General features: G+C 71.2%; 16 protein-coding genes, 1 tRNA gene and 1 pseudogene. 12 read left to right on the forward strand and 6 right to left on the reverse strand.

Annotated elements, in window-relative coordinates; genetic code table 11:
- The first annotated feature begins 11 nt into the window (after nucleotides 1–11).
- Nucleotides 12–1,427 (forward strand): hypothetical protein, encoded by a 1,416-nt coding sequence (locus GKC29_RS01180; RefSeq protein ID WP_155329055.1) that lies wholly within the window; start codon nucleotides 12–14, stop codon nucleotides 1,425–1,427.
- Nucleotides 1,428–1,491: 64 nt separating this feature from the next.
- Here the strand turns inward: GKC29_RS01180 and GKC29_RS01185 are convergent, their stop codons facing one another.
- The gene (locus GKC29_RS01185) at nucleotides 1,492–2,148 is read right to left on the reverse strand and encodes a C39 family peptidase (protein ID WP_155329056.1); all 657 of its coding nucleotides are present in this window, start codon (nucleotides 2,146–2,148) and stop codon (nucleotides 1,492–1,494) included.
- Nucleotides 2,149–2,925: 777 nt separating this feature from the next.
- On the opposite strand from GKC29_RS01185, the gene GKC29_RS01190 reads away from it, so the two are divergent.
- Both GKC29_RS01190 and GKC29_RS01195 read left to right on the forward strand, forming a co-directional pair.
- On the forward strand, nucleotides 2,926–4,773 hold the full coding sequence (locus GKC29_RS01190; RefSeq protein ID WP_155329057.1) for a 2-oxoacid:acceptor oxidoreductase subunit alpha: 1,848 nt from the start codon (nucleotides 2,926–2,928) through the stop codon (nucleotides 4,771–4,773).
- Entirely contained in the window at nucleotides 4,766–5,800 is a 1,035-nt protein-coding gene (locus tag GKC29_RS01195) for a 2-oxoacid:ferredoxin oxidoreductase subunit beta (protein ID WP_155329058.1), read from the forward strand. The genes GKC29_RS01190 and GKC29_RS01195 overlap by 8 nt, the downstream gene beginning before the upstream one ends.
- Before the next feature lie 73 nt (nucleotides 5,801–5,873).
- Here the strand turns inward: GKC29_RS01195 and GKC29_RS01200 are convergent, their stop codons facing one another.
- A complete protein-coding gene (locus GKC29_RS01200; RefSeq protein WP_155329059.1) occupies nucleotides 5,874–6,521 on the reverse strand; it encodes an FMN-dependent NADH-azoreductase in 648 nt (215 codons plus the stop codon).
- Between the two features lie 82 nt (nucleotides 6,522–6,603).
- Here GKC29_RS01200 and GKC29_RS01205 point away from each other — a divergent pair, with 82 nt between their 5' ends.
- Nucleotides 6,604–7,077: a MarR family winged helix-turn-helix transcriptional regulator gene (locus GKC29_RS01205; RefSeq protein ID WP_155329060.1), complete on the forward strand. Its 474-nt coding sequence runs from the start codon at nucleotides 6,604–6,606 to the stop codon at nucleotides 7,075–7,077.
- 1 nt (nucleotide 7,078) lies between these two features.
- On the opposite strand, the gene GKC29_RS01210 is transcribed toward GKC29_RS01205, so the two are convergent.
- Nucleotides 7,079–8,095, reverse strand: coding sequence for a TrkA family potassium uptake protein (locus GKC29_RS01210; protein WP_155329061.1), 1,017 nt, complete (start codon nucleotides 8,093–8,095; stop codon nucleotides 7,079–7,081).
- Between the two features lie 154 nt (nucleotides 8,096–8,249).
- Here GKC29_RS01210 and GKC29_RS01215 point away from each other — a divergent pair, with 154 nt between their 5' ends.
- The gene (locus tag GKC29_RS01215) at nucleotides 8,250–8,870 is read left to right on the forward strand and encodes a helix-turn-helix domain-containing protein (RefSeq protein WP_155329062.1); all 621 of its coding nucleotides are present in this window, start codon (nucleotides 8,250–8,252) and stop codon (nucleotides 8,868–8,870) included.
- A 169-nt stretch (nucleotides 8,871–9,039) separates the two neighbouring features.
- Nucleotides 9,040–9,627: a ClpP family protease gene (locus tag GKC29_RS01220; protein WP_155329063.1), complete on the forward strand. Its 588-nt coding sequence runs from the start codon at nucleotides 9,040–9,042 to the stop codon at nucleotides 9,625–9,627.
- Nucleotides 9,628–10,011: 384 nt separating this feature from the next.
- Here GKC29_RS01220 and GKC29_RS01225 read toward each other — a convergent pair whose 3' ends face one another.
- Complete coding sequence (locus GKC29_RS01225) at nucleotides 10,012–10,989, reverse strand: zinc-binding dehydrogenase (protein ID WP_155329064.1); 978 nt, start codon at nucleotides 10,987–10,989, stop codon at nucleotides 10,012–10,014.
- A gap of 135 nt (nucleotides 10,990–11,124) precedes the next feature.
- On the opposite strand from GKC29_RS01225, the gene GKC29_RS01230 reads away from it, so the two are divergent.
- The 4 genes from GKC29_RS01230 (at nucleotide 11,125) to GKC29_RS01245 (ending at nucleotide 13,209) form a co-directional block, all read left to right on the forward strand.
- Nucleotides 11,125–11,742, forward strand: a complete 618-nt coding sequence (locus GKC29_RS01230) for a hypothetical protein (RefSeq protein WP_230688871.1) — start codon at nucleotides 11,125–11,127, stop codon at nucleotides 11,740–11,742.
- A 203-nt stretch (nucleotides 11,743–11,945) separates the two neighbouring features.
- Nucleotides 11,946–12,239 carry a hypothetical protein gene (locus GKC29_RS01235; RefSeq protein WP_155329066.1) on the forward strand — a complete coding sequence of 98 codons (294 nt, stop codon included), beginning with the start codon at nucleotides 11,946–11,948 and terminating at the stop codon, nucleotides 12,237–12,239.
- 117 nt (nucleotides 12,240–12,356) lie between these two features.
- On the forward strand, nucleotides 12,357–12,746 hold the full coding sequence (locus GKC29_RS01240; RefSeq protein WP_155329067.1) for a hypothetical protein: 390 nt from the start codon (nucleotides 12,357–12,359) through the stop codon (nucleotides 12,744–12,746).
- 76 nt (nucleotides 12,747–12,822) lie between these two features.
- The gene (locus GKC29_RS01245) at nucleotides 12,823–13,209 is read left to right on the forward strand and encodes a hypothetical protein (protein ID WP_155329068.1); all 387 of its coding nucleotides are present in this window, start codon (nucleotides 12,823–12,825) and stop codon (nucleotides 13,207–13,209) included.
- 236 nt (nucleotides 13,210–13,445) lie between these two features.
- Here GKC29_RS01245 and GKC29_RS01250 read toward each other — a convergent pair whose 3' ends face one another.
- Entirely contained in the window at nucleotides 13,446–13,787 is a 342-nt protein-coding gene (locus GKC29_RS01250; protein ID WP_155329069.1) for a hypothetical protein, read from the reverse strand.
- Nucleotides 13,788–13,960: 173 nt separating this feature from the next.
- On the opposite strand from GKC29_RS01250, the gene GKC29_RS01255 reads away from it, so the two are divergent.
- Entirely contained in the window at nucleotides 13,961–14,191 is a 231-nt protein-coding gene (locus GKC29_RS01255; RefSeq protein WP_155329070.1) for a hypothetical protein, read from the forward strand.
- Between the two features lie 256 nt (nucleotides 14,192–14,447).
- On the opposite strand, the gene GKC29_RS01260 is transcribed toward GKC29_RS01255, so the two are convergent.
- Nucleotides 14,448–14,523, reverse strand: a tRNA-Arg gene (locus GKC29_RS01260).
- A 756-nt stretch (nucleotides 14,524–15,279) separates the two neighbouring features.
- Here GKC29_RS01260 and GKC29_RS01270 point away from each other — a divergent pair.
- Nucleotides 15,280–15,664, forward strand: a pseudogene (locus GKC29_RS01270) (IS5 family transposase); the annotation flags it as partial.
- Nucleotides 15,665–15,727 lie beyond the last annotated feature (63 nt).

Raw genomic sequence — 15,727 nt, forward strand, 5'->3', positions numbered from 1 at the left:
ACGGAGGACTGATGGCCCGCGTGGACCAATCCGCCGGACGCCGCGCGCGCGACCCGCGTACGGCGTACCGGCTGGCCGCCTCGTTGGCGGTCGCGCTGACGGTCGCCGCGATGCCGGGGTGGGCCACCGCTGCCCCGGTCCTCGACCGCGTCGCCGTCGCGACCACCGAGCCGACCGAGCCCGGTGAAGGTGCGACCGAGCCGGGCGGGGAGACGCCGACCGGCGACCCGACCTCGACCGGCCCGGTGCCGACCAGCCCGCCGCCCACGACGGCGGAGCCGACGTCGACCGCCCCGACCGGCGACCCCGCGCCGACCACCACCCGGCCACCGGATCCCGCCCCGGCCACCACCGCGCCGACCACGGCCGCCCCGACGACCGCGGCTCCGCCACCCCCGCCCCCGCCGGTCAAGCCCACCCCGCCGGGCGAGGCCGCGCCGCTCGGCGTGACCGTCAGCACCGGCGACGTCGTTCTCACGTCCGCGTACTGGAACGCCCGATCCACCGTGACGACCCTCCGGGTCACCATCACCAACACCGGCGGCGTCTCCGAGCGGATCGGCCTCGCGTACACCCTGCCGGCCGGGATCACCGACGCCGGCACGGCGGGCTGTGCCGCCACGGGCGGCGGTGGGCACCAGTGCGGCGCGTGGACCAGCGCGCCGGGCTCCCGGTTCAGCACCGACCTGCGGCTGCGGGTGAGCCGGGACGCCTGGCGGCGGATGCCGCTGAGCGGTTCGGTGCAGGTCACGGCTACCGCGCCGGGTGCCGCGCCGGTGAGCGACAACCAGGGCTTCGCCGTCCTCTTCCCGTCCGGCCCGCCGGCCGCCGGCATCAAGTTGGAGGCGGACGAGGTCGCCTTCGACATGAGCGGCGCGGCGAGTGCACTCCAGGTGCGGCTCGGCAACACCGGTTCGGTGGATGCCAGCGGGCGCGTGGAGGTGGTCCTCCCGGCCGGGGTGACCGTGCCGACGCAGCCGCCCGGCTGCGTCGCCGTCGACCCCACCCGCACGCGGTGCACCGTCGGCATCGTCCGCGCCGGCCGCACGTCCGACCTGCGGCTGCCGGTGACGGCCACGCCTGAGGCCCAGCGGGACGCGCCGCTCGCCGGCGCGGTCGTCGGGGAGCTCGACCCGCGCAGCGGCAAGGCCCGGCAGGTCCGGTTGAGTTTCCGGATCGTCGCCGCCGCGGCCCTGGCCACGCCGGTGGCGTCACCGCCCGGGCCGGAGCATTCCCAGGGCGTCCGGGCCGTCAGCGCGTCGGACGACACCACCGACGGGATGAACTCGGTGCAGCGCACCGCCATGATCCTGATCGCCGTCTCCAGCCTGCTCGTGGTGGCGGCCCTCGCTCTCGCGACCACCTCGCTGCGGCGTCGGATGGCCGAGCCGGTCACCGGTCCGGTGCCGCCCGTCGGGCGGGAGTAGGCGTCGGGGGATGACGACGCAAGGGCCGGCCCCCGGGTGGGGGCCGGCCCTTGTCGTGTGTGGGTCAGGAGGTGGCGTAGCCGCGGGTGGCGATCCAGTCGGCCAGGGCCTCGGTGGTCATCCAGTACGAGGCGGTGTCCGGGTTGGCCGAGTCGGCGATCTTCACCTGCTCGCCGCCGTCGCGGTAGCCCACCACGCTGATGTAGTGGCCGCCCTCGAAGGAGTGCACCCCACCGCCGGTGTCGATGGCGGTACCGGCGATGTTGGCCACCAGCGCCCGACCGTCGTCGACGCTACGGATCACATCGTCACGCAGCTTGTCGGTCTGCTCGGCGTCGGCCTTACGGCCGGAGATCTCGACACTGCGGTAGACATCGCGGCCGGTCTCCTTGTTCAGCACCGGCGTGATGTCGTTGATCGAGTCGGTGCCGGCCTCGGTGGTGCCCATCCGCTCGGCCATGTCGTGCTGATCGATGTCCTTGCCCTGCACCGACAGGGCGTTACGGGCCGCCGCCGGACCGCAGTAGAAGAACGTGTCCTGCGCCTCGTAGCGCACGTCCAGCTCACGCTTCTTCTCACCCTTGCGCTCGGCCTTGCGCTCGACCTGAGCGCCCGGCTTGTCCGCGGCGAGGGCACCGGTGACCGGCCCCGCGACGGCACCACCGGTGAACGCCAGCCCGGCAGCGGTCAGAACAGTGCTCCGCAGAAGGTTGCTACGCATGATGATCAAACCCTTTCGATCGGGGGAAACACGACCGGCGAAAAGGGGGGATGCCGGCACGCGCTCGGGAAAGGTGGACCAGCCCGGCAGGGGGTGCTCGAGGGGGTCCGACAGGATCAACCCGGCCTGCTGCTCGGGCGACCAGGGGATGTAACCAACCCGGACCCCGGACCATTCCGGCCGACCGCCAACCCACCTGGGGGCGGCTCAGGGATCCCGACCAGGCGCCGGAGCACCCGCGGTCATGGCATGTACAACGACCCGACCCACCCACCCATTCCACGACCAGAGCGCCCCCGACCACCGCGCAAAGGGCCCGAAACCGGACGCAGGCACCAGCCCGCCCAGCCGGAACCGGACGCCGCGCCCAGACCGCGCGGATGTCACCATGGCGCATGACCGGACCGCCGGGTCTTGGGACGGAAACGGCAACCCTGAAGAGGTCAGACGTCGCGCGATCTCCGCGGCACGGCCCGCCACCTGTCCAGGTGGCGGCGTCAGGCACCGCCCGGCGCCGGTGATCTGGATTACGGCGTGCGGGGCAATACGACACCAATCCGGCCGAAAGCACGCCTTTCCCGGTCCCAGTCGGCGGACCTCTCGAGAGGTTGACGAGGTGATCCGACGTAGGCTCTCAAGTGAGAAACGACAGCGGGCCGGACAACCACGACGGTGGGGTACGGCGGTGCGCCGAGGAGGTCACGTGGCCGGGCAGGGCGAGGTCATGATCAGGTTTGGCGGCCCGGGTGACCGCGCCGACCGAAGCGAGGTGCAGGCGTGACCAAGCAGATCCGTCAACTGGACCGGGTGGTCATCCGGTTCGCCGGCGACTCCGGCGACGGCATGCAGCTGACCGGTGACCGGTTCACCTCGGAAACGGCCCAGCTCGGCAACGACATCTCCACGTTGCCCAACTTCCCGGCCGAGATCCGCGCACCCGCCGGCACCCTCCCGGGCGTGTCGAGTTTCCAGGTGCACTTCGCCGACTACGACATCCTGACTCCGGGCGACGCGCCGAACGTGCTGGTGGCGATGAACCCGGCGGCCCTCAAGGCCAACCTTTCCGACCTGCCGCGCGGGGCGGACATCATCGTCAACACCGACGAGTTCACCAAGCGCAACCTGTCCAAGGTCGGCTACCAGACGAGCCCGCTCGATGACGACTCGCTCGCCGGGTACGTGGTCCACCCGGTGGCGCTGACCTCGATGACCGTCGGCGCCCTCGCCGAGCACGAGGTGTCCAAGAAGGACGCCGAGCGCGCCAAGAACATGTTCGCGCTCGGCCTGCTGAGCTGGATGTACTCCCGGCCGTACGAGTCGACGCTGCGCTTCCTGGAGCGCAAGTTCGCGGCTCGGCCGGAGCTCGTCGCCGCCAACGTCGCCGCGTTCAAGGCCGGCTGGAACTTCGGCGAGACCACCGAGGACTTCGCGGTCCGGTACGAGGTCAAGCCGGCGAAGATGCAGCCGGGCACCTACCGGAACATCACCGGCAACATGGCGCTGTCGCTCGGGCTGGTGGCCGCCGGCGTCCGCTCCGGGCTGCCGGTGTTCCTCGGGGCGTACCCGATCACGCCGGCGTCGGACATCCTGCACGAGCTGAGCAAGCACAAGCGGTTCGGCGTGCTGACCATGCAGGCCGAGGACGAGATCGCCGCGGTCGGCGCGGCGCTGGGCGCCTCGTACGGTGGGGCGCTCGGCGTCACCACCACCAGCGGCCCGGGCGTGGCGCTGAAGAGCGAGACGATCTCCCTCGCCGTGGCCCTGGAGCTGCCGCTGCTCATCGTCGACGTGCAGCGGGCCGGGCCGTCGACCGGTATGCCCACCAAGACCGAGCAGGCCGACCTCAACATGGCGCTCTACGGCCGGCACGGTGAGGCCCCGGTCGCGGTGATCGCGCCGAAGTCCCCCGCGGACTGCTTCTACGCGGCGCTGGAGGCGGCCCGGATCGCGCTGACCTACCGCACCCCGGTGATCCTGCTGTCGGACAACTACGTCGCCAACGGCTCCGAGCCGTGGCTGCTGCCCGACGTCGAGGCGCTGCCGGACCTGCGGGTCGAGTTCGCCACGCGACCCAACGGCGAGGACGGCAGCACGTTCCTGCCGTACCTGCGCGACCCGGAGACCCTGGCCCGACCGTGGGCCATCCCCGGCACTCCGGGCCTGGAGCACCGGATCGGCGGCCTGGAGAAGGCCGACCGGACCGGCGACATCTCGTACGACCCGGCGAACCACGACTTCATGGTGCGCACCCGGGCCGCGCGGATCGAGACGATCCCGGTGCCGGACGTCGAGGTCGAGGACCCGGACGGCGACGCCCGGGTGCTCGTGCTCGGCTGGGGCTCGACGTACGGCCCGATCGGTGCGGCCTGCCGGGGTCTGCGCCAGCGGGGTCACTCGATCGCGCAGGCGCACCTGCGCCACCTCGCCCCGATGCCGGCGAACCTCGGCGAGGTGCTGCGCTCCTACGACCGGGTGGTCATCCCCGAGATGAATCTCGGCCAGCTCGCGCACGTGATCCGCGCCAGGTACCTGGTCGACGCGATCGGCTACAACCAGGTGCGCGGCCTGCCGTTCACGGCCAACGAGCTGGAGACGACGCTGGAAGAGGTCCTGAAGAATGTCTGAGCCCGTCGCCCTCAAGCTCACCGCGAAGGACTTCAAGTCCGACCAGGAGGTGCGCTGGTGCCCCGGCTGCGGTGACTACGCGATCCTCGCGGCCGTGCAGGGCTTCATGCCGGAGCTGAACATCCCCCGCGAGCGGATCGTCTTCGTCTCCGGGATCGGCTGCTCGTCGCGCTTCCCGTACTACATGAACACGTACGGCATGCACTCGATCCACGGCCGCGCGCCGGCGATCGCCACCGGCCTGTCCGCGACGCGTCCCGACCTGTCGGTCTGGGTGGTGACCGGGGACGGCGACGCGCTGTCGATCGGCGGCAACCACCTGATCCACGCCCTGCGCCGCAACGTCAACCTCAAGATCCTGCTGTTCAACAACCGGATCTACGGCCTGACGAAGGGGCAGTACTCGCCGACGTCCGAGGTCGGCAAGATCACCAAGTCGACGCCGGTCGGCTCGGCCGATGCCCCGTTCAACCCGCTCTCGCTGGCGCTCGGCGCGGAGGCGACCTTCGTCGCCCGCACGATCGACTCCGACCGCAAGCACCTCCAGTCGGTGCTGCGGGCCGCCGCCGAGCACCAGGGCTCCGCGTTCGTGGAGATCTACCAGAACTGCAACATCTTCAACGACGGCGCCTTCGACCAGCTCAAGGAGCCGGCCACCCGGGACGACTACCTGATCCGGCTGGAGCACGGCCAGCCGATCACGTTCGGCAAGGACGGGCAGTTCTGCGTCGTCCACCCGCCCGGCGGCTTCGGCCTCGAGGTGCGCGAGACGGCGGCCACCCCGGCCGAGGAGATCGTGGTGCACGACGCCACGGTCACCGACCCGGCGTACGCGTTCGCGCTGTCCCGGCTGCCCGGCCTGGACCTGCGGAACACCCCGATCGGCGTGTTCCGCTCGGTCGGGCGCCCGTCGTACGACAGCGTGGTGCAGGGCCAGCTCGACGCCGCGCGGGCGAAGGTCACCGAGACGCCGGAGCAGCAGCTCGCCGGCCTCCTGGGCAGCGGCGACACCTGGACGATCGTCTGACGCGTACGCACTGACACGCGGGAGGGCGGGCCGTTCCGGGGGAACGGCCCGCCCTCTCGTCGTGTCCGGGGCGTCAGGCCGCGGCCGAGGCGGACGCCCACAGCTCGTCGATGGCACGCTCGGCCGCCGCGAGGCTCTGCTCGTGCAGCGGGATCAGCTCGGCCATGGCCGGCATCTGCGGGGCGAGCGTGAGCTCGGCGGCGATGAACCGCGGCTCCAGGCCGGTGCGCGAGATGCCGTGCGGCAGCCAGGGCTCGGCGTGGTCCCAGCCCTCCCGCGGGGTACCCGCGCCGTAGCCGCCGCCACGGGTGGTCAGCACGATGAACTCGCGGTCACCGAGCAGGCCGGTGCCGGTGGCCGGGTCGAACGCCAGGCCGGGCGCGATGAGGTGGTCGACCCAGGTCTTCACGCTGCTCGGCGCGCCGTAGTTGTAGAGCGGGAGGCCGAGCAGGACGGTGTGCGCCCGCTTCACCTCGCTGACCAGTTCCTCGGTCAGCTCCCAGGACTTGCGTTGCTCCGGCGTGTGCTGGTCCGCCGGCACCATCCGGGCCATGCCGCCCGCCTCGTCGAGGTGCGGCAGCGGCTCCTTACCGAGGTCGCGGTAGGTGACCGTGCCGTCCGGGTGGGCGGCACGCCAGGCGGCGACGGCGCGGGCGGTGAGCCGCCGGCTGACGGAGTGCTCACCCCGGATGCTGGAGTCGATGTGCAGCAGGTGCGGCATTGCTTATCCTCCACAGATGGTTTGTGTAACGCAAACCATTTATAGCAGAGGGATGTTCGGTGACCCGGGTAAACTCGGTCACATGCCAGGGACAGCATTCGACCAGTCGAAGCACCGGTGTGGTGCGCTGCTCGAGCACCTGGCCCGGCGGATGCGGCTCCGGTCGGAGTCGGTGCTGGCCCCGCTCGGCCTGCGGCCGCGCCACCTGGTGGCCCTCACCGTGCTCCGGGACAGCGGCGGCAGCACGCAGCAGGCCCTCGCCGGCACCCTGGAGATGGACGGCACGAACCTCGTCGGGCTGCTCAACGAACTGGAGGCGGTCGGCCTGGTCGAGCGGCGACGCTGTCTCGACGACCGACGCCGGCACGCCGTGGTATTGACCCCGACCGGCGCGGAACGCCTCGGCGAGGCGGAATGCGCCCTGGCCACGGCGGAGGCCGAGGTGCTGAGCGGGCTGGCGCCGGCCGAGCGGGAGACGCTCTACGACCTGCTCAAGCGCGCCACCGGGGCAGCCGGCACCTGCGCCGACGCACTCAAGGACGACGCCGACCGCTGAGTCACGGGACCGGCGTGGCCGACGTCGGGCGGTCGTCGCGGACGTGCACCAGCATGTCACCGGTCTCGATCACCGCGCCCGCCCGATCGGCCAGGGTGACCACCTTGCCCCGCCGGACCAGGGCGATGACCAGGGTGTCCAGCTCGCGCGGAGACTTGCCGACCTCGTGCCGTTCGGCCGACCGCATCGCGAGCGCCATGCCCTGGCCCGGCGTGAGCAGGTCCTCCACGACGTCGATCAGCGGCGGCGCCGACGTGGACAGGCCCAGCAGGCGCCCGGCGGTCGCCGACGACACGATCACGTGGTGCGCGCCGCTCTGCTTCAGCAGCGGGGCGTTCTCCGCCTCCCGGGCGGCCGCGATGATCCGTACCTGGCCGGCGGTCAACTGCCGGACGGTCAGCGCCACCAGGACCGACGCGTCGTCGCTGTCGGTCGCGATGATCACCGCCTTGGCCGTACGGACGTGCGCCTCGTTCAGGGTCGCCGAGCGGGTCGCCGACCCCTCGATCGCCACCAGGCCGGCCGCCGTGGCCTGCCGGAGCGCGCCACCGCTGCGCTCGACCACGACGATCCGGGACTTGTCGAACCCGTTCTCCAGCAGCGCGGAGACCGCGCTGCGGCCCTTGGTGCCGTAGCCGCAGATGATGACGTGGTCCTTCACGGTTCTCCTCCACCGCGACAGGCGACGGCCGGTCCGGTACTGCTCGGTCAGGACTTCCAGGGTGGTGCCGACCAGGATGATCAGGAAGATCACCCGGGCGGGGGTGATGTAGAGGACGTTGACCAGCCGGGCGGACGGGCTGACCGGGGTGATGTCGCCGTACCCGGTGGTGGAGAGGGAGACCACCACGTAGTAGAAGCAGTCGAGGAGGGTCAGACCGTCCTCGTTGACGTCCCGGTACCCGTCCCGGTCGAACCAGACAACCGCGACGGTGGTGAGGATGAGCCCCAGGGCACCGGCCAGCCGCAGGCTCAGCGCGCTCAGCGGATCGCGCCGTTGCGCGGGAAAATGGATCACCGTTCGCCCTGCCCGGACTCCGCTGTCGCCTGCACGCCCACAACATATCGGGTGAGCGGTGATCCGCACGCCGGGGCGGTGGGACGCCGTGACGGCGGCCGGCCGGGCATGATGGGAGTGTCCCCGGACGACGACCGCGAGAGCGAGGCGGAGCATGTCCTTGCTGCGACGAGTGATCGGCGGCGTGCTGCGCCGGCTGCGCCAGCGGCAGGGCCGCACGCTGCGCGACGTGGCCCAGGCCGCCGGGGTCTCGATGCCGTACCTGTCGGAGATCGAGCGCGGGCGCAAGGAGGCGTCGTCCGAGGTGCTCGCGGCGATCTGCCGGGCGCTGGGCATCCGCCTGTCCGACCTGCTGGAGGAGGCCCGCGACGATCTGCGTCGCGTGGAACGGCACGAGCCGGTGGGGTCCGCGCCGGCCCGCTTCGACCGGGTGCCGCTCTCGCGGGCCGAGTCCGCCGGCCCGCGCGTGCGGATCGGTTTCCACGCCGACGGCCCGACGGCGTACGCGGCCCGTCCGGTGACGGCCGGTGGCGTGAGCCTCCCCCTCCCGGCGAGGGCGCCCGAGCGGCTGCTCCACGTCGCCGGCACCCCGGGAACGATCGGATCCGACCGCACCGGCGGTCCGGCGGGCTGGGCCGGCACCCCGCTCACCGCGTCCGGGCTGCGGGTCCGGTTGATCCCCTCCGCGCCGGCCGGTCGCCCCGGTGCGCGTACCGCCAGGATCCTGGCGCGACGGCGGGCCCGCACGGGCCGGCGCCGGCTCTCCGCGCGATAACGCCGGCGCCGACGTCCGGGCGCGGCCGGGCAACGACCGGCCGCTTCTGCCCTGAGCCGATCTGCCGCCGGCAGAAACGCTCGGAGCCCGACCACCGGCCCGCGCAGGCTGGAAGCGCCGGTCCCCCGGGCGGTGCGGTCGCCCGCCGGCACGGTGGAGGTCGCACGTGATGATCAGGATGTTGGACGACGGGCAGCGGGGTTTCGGCGACCAGGTGTTCGAGCGGCTGCTGAAGGAACGGATCGTCTTCCTCGGCACCGAGGTGACCGACGAGTCGGCCAACCGCATCTGCGCGCAGATCCTGCTGTTGGCCGCCGAGGACCCGGACCGGGACATCAACCTCTACATCAACTCGCCGGGCGGCTCGGTGAGCGCGGGAATGGCGGTGTACGACACGATGCGGTTCGTCCGCAACGATGTGGCCACGCTGGCGCTGGGCATGGCCGGCTCGATGGGCCAGTTCCTGCTCTGCGCGGGGACGGCGGGCAAGCGGTACGCGCTGCCGCACGCGCGGATCATGATGCACCAGCCATCCGGTGGCATGGGCGGCACCGCGGCCGACATCACCATCCAGGCGCAGAACATGCTGCACGTGAAGCGGACCATGCAGGAGCTGATCGCCCGGCACAGCGGGCACAGCGTGGACGAGATCCAGCAGGACTGGGACCGGGACCGGTGGTTCACCGCCGACCAGGCCCGCGAGTACGGCCTCATCGACCACGTGATCAGCCGGGCCGCGCAGCTCACGTCGGGCTGAGCCGCGGCGGTCCGAACTGGACGCGCGGCGGGCGGCCGGCGATGGTCCCGTCGGCCGCCCGCCGCGTCCCTGTGTCCAAGAGCTGGACCAGCGCGTGCGCCGACCCCTCCGCAGCGTGCGTACCGACGTCGGACGCGCCCCCTCGATCGCGTCCGACCTCCGCACCTGTGACGGTCTCCGGCAATATGTGCCGCGCCGTCGTTACGTCGGAGCCTATTCCCGCCGCACGGGACTCCGCGCGGCGAGCGCGCGCAGCGCCTTTCGAAGCAAATTCGTTACATCCTTGCCCCCCGGCAACCTACGCGCGCCGTAGCGGGCGTAAGGAAGGGCCCCTTGTTAACGCCTCGCGTTGTACAAGGGGCCCCTCTTAACAACACCATCGTCCTACCGCGACCCGGTCAGGACCACCTTGCCGAGCGCGCGGCGTCCCTCCAGGTCGGCGTGCGCCCGGGCCGCGTCGGCCAGGGGGTACGTCGTGACCAGCGGCCGCCACCAGCCACGACCGGCCAGCTCCAGCGATCGGGCGGCGAGGCCCGGGATACCGCCCGGCAGGGCGCGCATCCGCTGCCCGAGCCACCCGACGGTGAGGCCGCGCCCGATCAGGTCGGCGGTCTCCACCCGCGTCGCCTTACCGGCCGACCAGCCGAACATCATGAACCGGCCGCCCGGGTCCAGCAGTTCGAGGGCGCTCCGACCGACCGGGCCGCCGACCCCGTCGTACACCAGGGTCACGCCGCCGAACCGCTCGCGTACCCGGTCCGCCCAGTCCGGGCGCCCGTAGTCCACCACGAGGTGCGCGCCGAGGCCGTCCAGCGCCGCCGTACGCTCCGCGCCCCGCGCGGCCGCCACCACCGTCGCCCCGGCGTGCCGCGCGGCCTGCGCCAGCAGCCACCCGACACCGCCGGCGGCCGACGGAACGAGGACCACGTCGCCCGCCGCCGGCCGTTCCAGCTCGACGATGCCGAGGGCGGTGCGGCCCGTGCCGACCGCGGCCACCGCCTCGGCGAAGCTCAGCCCCTCGGGTACGGGGAACAGCGCCCCCACAGCGGTCACCGCCTGCTCGGCGTACCCGCCGGGGACCATGCCGAGGTGGGCCACGACCCGCCGGCCCGACCAGTCGTCGTCGACGCCGGGCCCGAGGGCGTCGACGATCCCGGCGACCTCACGGCCCGGGACGGTGGGCAGCTCGGGCAGCGGAAGCGGGCCGCCGGCCTCGCCGCGCCGCAGCGCGGTGTCGAGCAGGTGTACGCCGCTCGCCTCGACGGCGATGCGCACCTCGCCCGGGCCGGGTGTGAGGTCAGGCAGCTCGTCCAGGACGAGGTTCCCGGCGGGACCGAATTCGTGGAGCCGGATCGCGTGCATGATCCGATCCGACAACCTCAACCACAGTTGAGGTCAAGGGGGTCCCGCGGTCAGCCACCTCACGCTGACCGCCCGGCCGGCGAGCAGCCGGGTGCTTCACTGTCCCACATGAGGTGGCGAAGGAGCCGGCCGGTCGTGGCGGTCGTGGCGGTCGTGGCGGTCGTCGCGGCGCTCGCCGGATGGCGCTGGTGGCACAACCGCCCACCGTACGGCCCGGAAGCACTGGCCCTGCGATCGTCACTGACGTTCGTCACGTACCAGGAGGCCCAAGCGGCGCTCGGCGCACAGGTCCACGCACCGGCGGCCAACGACGGGGACCAGCTGGTGCTCGGACGGGTCTCCTGGCAGGCGCCGCCGAAGCCGCTCGACGGCGGCTGGTTCGCGATCTTCCTCATCGACAAGCGGAACGACCGCCGCCCCGGGGTGTTCGGCCTGTCCGCGCCTCGGCCGCAGGCGCTCAGCATCGGCAGCCACGGCGCCGAGAACCGGATCCCGGAGCGCTACCCCTGGCTACGCGGGGCTGGCGATGTCCCGGTCGGAGACGGCACATGGCGTGGCAGCGGCAACCGGGTGGGCGTGTTCGACGAGGCCGCGTCGCCCCTGACGTTCGTCGCGCGGTTCCCGCATCTGGAGGCGCCGGACCAGGAGACGCTTGTGGCCACTGCTCCGGTGGCGATGTCGGACCTCCTGCTGGCCCTGGCCTACCTGGGGCCCGACGGGCAGGTGTACTGGGCGCAGCGCCTGTCCGGCTGACCAACGGTGATCGACGATCCGCTGCTGCGCGGGTCCGGCGACCTGAGGCTGATCTCCGGCTGGTCGCTGGCGGCCTCTCAACGCTGACCGTCGTTGACTCTCGGCTCCCACGCCGACGGGACGGCCTCCGCGAGCGGCTCCGGCTGTACGGATGGCTGGCGAATCGGCCAAGGGCGAGACTCCGGGCATCTAGTCTCGAGACTGTGGCCGAGGAGAACGCGGAGCTGTTGGCGATCTTCCGGGACGCCATCAGACGGGTCCGTGAAGGTGCCGTGCGGCATGGTGACGAGGAACTGCACCAGGCGGCACAAGACATCAGCCGGACAGTGTGCGCGGTGAGACGCGGTCGCGGGCAGCCTTGCCTGGAAGCGGCGGAGATGCTTGATTGTCCGGTCTGCGGCAGCCACCCCGGACAGAACTGCATCTCCGTGCCCGGGCACCCGCTGGGCGATCGAACGTTTCACCCGGAGCGGGAACACATGACCGAGGAGCTGTAGCGGATCCCATCACCCTACCGACGCACCGGCTGGTCGCCGTGGAGGTGCTCACCCCGGCGGGAACTGGTCTGCACTTGATCATTTCGCACACGCTTTGCCGTGACGCACCATGGTCGCGTGTCATGGCATCGCCGGACCAACGGGCCGACGCGGCGTGACCCGCGGCTCGATCCCTTCCGGGAGCGTGCGGCGCGTCTGGTTCGCAACGGTGAGCCGGTCGCGACGCTGTACCTGCGCGTGGAGACGTGTTGGTGGCAGCCAGGCGGGCGTCTGTGGTGGCGGACCTGGTCCGAAGCGAAAGAGCAGGTCCACGGTTTCGTGCTGATGCAGGCCGGCGTGTTCGACGACTTCATCGTCGACGTTGACGACCTCGACGACGAGCTGCCCGACTGGGCCGACAACAGGTTCCACTATCGCGGCGAAGCCTTGACCGCACAGTGGCTCGACGACCGCTCATCCCGAACCGTCCGGATCGATGTGTTCGGCCTCGACGAGGATGGGGAGTAGACCGCCCACTACCCTCGACCACTTTGACCAGGGGCTCAGGGCCTAGCTTTGCAGCAAGCGAAGGTGAGGGGCGCACATGGGCGAGGAGAATGCGGCACCGATGGATGTCGTCGAGCGTCTGACGACCAGGCGGCGAGGGTTGTTCCGGAAGGTGGTGACCGGCGACACCGTGGGCCTCGGCGAGCGGGATACGGTCGTACGGTGGCTGCGCGAACTCCATGACGAGCGAAACCAAACGGTGATCATCCATCGGCCTTGGGGATCGATCTGCGTGGTCGCCGAGGGACGTGCCCCGACTGACATCATGATGAGCGACGGTGACCGGATGTGGTACGCGGCCCGCCGGGGAAGCAGCCTCCCGCAGAAGCATCCCCAGCTAACCCCGGACCAGGTGGAACACGTCATGCTCGATGCCCTGACCTCAGACACCTGGCCTCGGTGGCCAGAGTGGCGGGAATTGTGATTGCCCGATGGGCACCTCGCTCGCCCCTGCCACCCCGTCTGCCATCGGCTCTCCTCGTGGGAGCGGGCCGCCGCCCGGCCGCCATGTCAATCGAACCTGACGTAGGTTCGGACGCTGGTGGGTCGGGCGACCGCAACGCCAGCTCGCCGAGGCGGCCGGCGTGCGCTCCGCTACATCGCGCGGACCTGTGGCCGCGCGGCCCGGCCGGCTAGCCGGCCCACCAGATCACTTGTGAACTACGAGTCCGACCGAGGCGGCCGGGTGATGGGCCGAGGGGAGCCACCCGCAAGCCGGGAATTCCTCCGCCACCGGTAGTGGCGCCACGCCGCGACTGCAGCGGCCACGGCAACGAGCAGCGCGGCGGTGCCCTTCCAGGCACGCTCGAACCACGGTCGGTCGTCGCCGAACGCCGCCTCACCAGCCATCAGCAGCCATACCCCCAACCACGCCCACTGCCAGCCGCGTGGCCGGGAGAATTTGTCGGGCGGGTCGGAGACCGCGATGGATACGGCGGTTGCGGCGCAGCAGACGACCAGCAGCGGTTGCCCGATGCGCCAGATGATCTCCCACAGCGACATGTAGCGATCCTGGCACCCCGTTGTACGCATGGCTGTGCGGCGGCCGTCTGAGTTGAGGAAGGTACCGGCACGCCGGACACTCGGACAATGATGACCGTCAGGGCTGGCACCAGGAGATGCGTAGCAGGGTGCACAACGACGTGAAGCCCCATCAGCCTCGGTTCTCGTCCCACGTGGCGACCCTCGCCCCCGTTCTCTTGTTCCTGTCGCTGTTCTCCCTGTCCGGGTTCCTCGGCCTGCTCCTGTGGCCGGCGATCGGTTGGGCCGGCGTAGTGATTCCGATCCTGCTGGTGGTGCTCGGCTTGACCTCTTGGCGGATCAAGCATCGTGATTGGCGTGGGAGACCAGACCCACAGTCGGCGCGGCAACTGATGCTTGGCGGATCAATGGGGTTGATCCTCTAGGCACTGGCACTTGGGACAGTGATGGCAATCGGCAGCGGCTTCAGCCCACTACCCGTGCTGGCGCTCCTGGGAGTGAGCTTGGCGCTGATGTTCTGCGCCGGCCCTCTGCAACGTGCAGCGTCAGATTGATCTGGAAGCGCATTACCAGGGCGACGGCGGGCTGCGAATCGGGGAAGCGCTGGCGATCGTCGTCCAACTGCTCCGCGAGCATCTGGCGACGCTGCCCGAGGGGCCTGGCGCGATCAAGGCTCTGACCTGGTGCCCCCGGCAGGATTCGAACCTGCGACACACGGTTTAGGAAACCGATGCTCTATCCCCTGAGCTACGAGGGCGCGAGCGCCCAGTCTAGCGACCTGGGGTTCACCTGGGGTGGCAGGGAGTGCCCCACGTTCACCCACGTTCCCCGAACCGCCGTTGTCCCAGCCCATGACTACAGGCGGAGCACACGAACCCCGGTTTGCGACCGGCGGTAGGCCGCGGTGACCCGCGTTGGCACCGGTTCACCCGGGTTGGCATCCGCTGGAGAGCACACACCGCGCACATCATCGAAGATCATGATGTGTGCTCGCTCAGCCCGGGACCCGTCGGCCGGCGCCGACGGCGGTGACCGACGCGGTGTCAGCCCTCGGCCTCACCCCCGCCGAAGGCGAGGCTCGCCGAGTACGTCGGCGGGGCGGCGACGAGTGCTGCCACGTCGAGGTGTCGGTCGGCGGGTGTCGTGGTGGTGGCGCGTACGGCCACCTGTTGTTGGTGGTGGGAGCCGCGCCAGCCGTGTGGGGAGTCGAGGAGGTGGTGGATGGTGCGGCCGAGGGTGTAGACGGTGGTGCGCTGGTCGATGACGGCACCACGGACGAATTCCTCGGGGGCCATGTACCGGCGGGATCCGGGGATGCGGTCGGTGTCGAGAGTGAACGGCCCGGGACGGTACTCGTCGAGGTCGATCAGGCGGAGTCGGCGGGCGAGGAAGTCGTAGAGGAAGCAGCCGTCGTAGAGGTCGATCGCGACGTAGCCGGCGGCATTGACGGCCAGATGCGCGTCGAGGATGGTGTCGATGGCCCTTTCGACGTCGTGCAGGGGTAGTTGCTGGAATCCAGTGGGCGCTGATCGAGCCGCTGTTGCCCGAGCCGAACACGGACGGGCCGGCGGGAGAAGCACCCACGGCGGAAGATCGTCAACGCGATCCTGTATGTGGTGGGGTCGGGGTGTCCGTGGCGGTACCTGCCCGCTGACCTGCCACCGTGGCAGACGGTGTACTGGTACTTCACCAGGTGGGAAGAAGCCGGTGTGACGGAGAAGCTCCTGGCCACGCTGTGGGTCACGGCTCGGGTGCAGCAGGGCCGCGCCCCGCAGCCGTCGGCTGGGATCATCGACTCCCAGACGGTGAAGGGCGCCGACACCGTCGGCCGGGACAGCCGGGGCTACGACGCGGGCAAGAAGATCAATGGTCGGAAGCGGTTCATCATCACCGACACCCCTGAACCTGCTGGTCACCGTGACCGTGCTCGCCGCGTCGTGGCAGGACCGCGACGGCGCCAA

Origin of the sequence: Micromonospora sp. WMMC415, from assembly GCF_009707425.1 — a bacterium.
In the GTDB taxonomy this organism is placed as follows: Bacteria; Actinomycetota; Actinomycetes; order Mycobacteriales; family Micromonosporaceae; genus Micromonospora.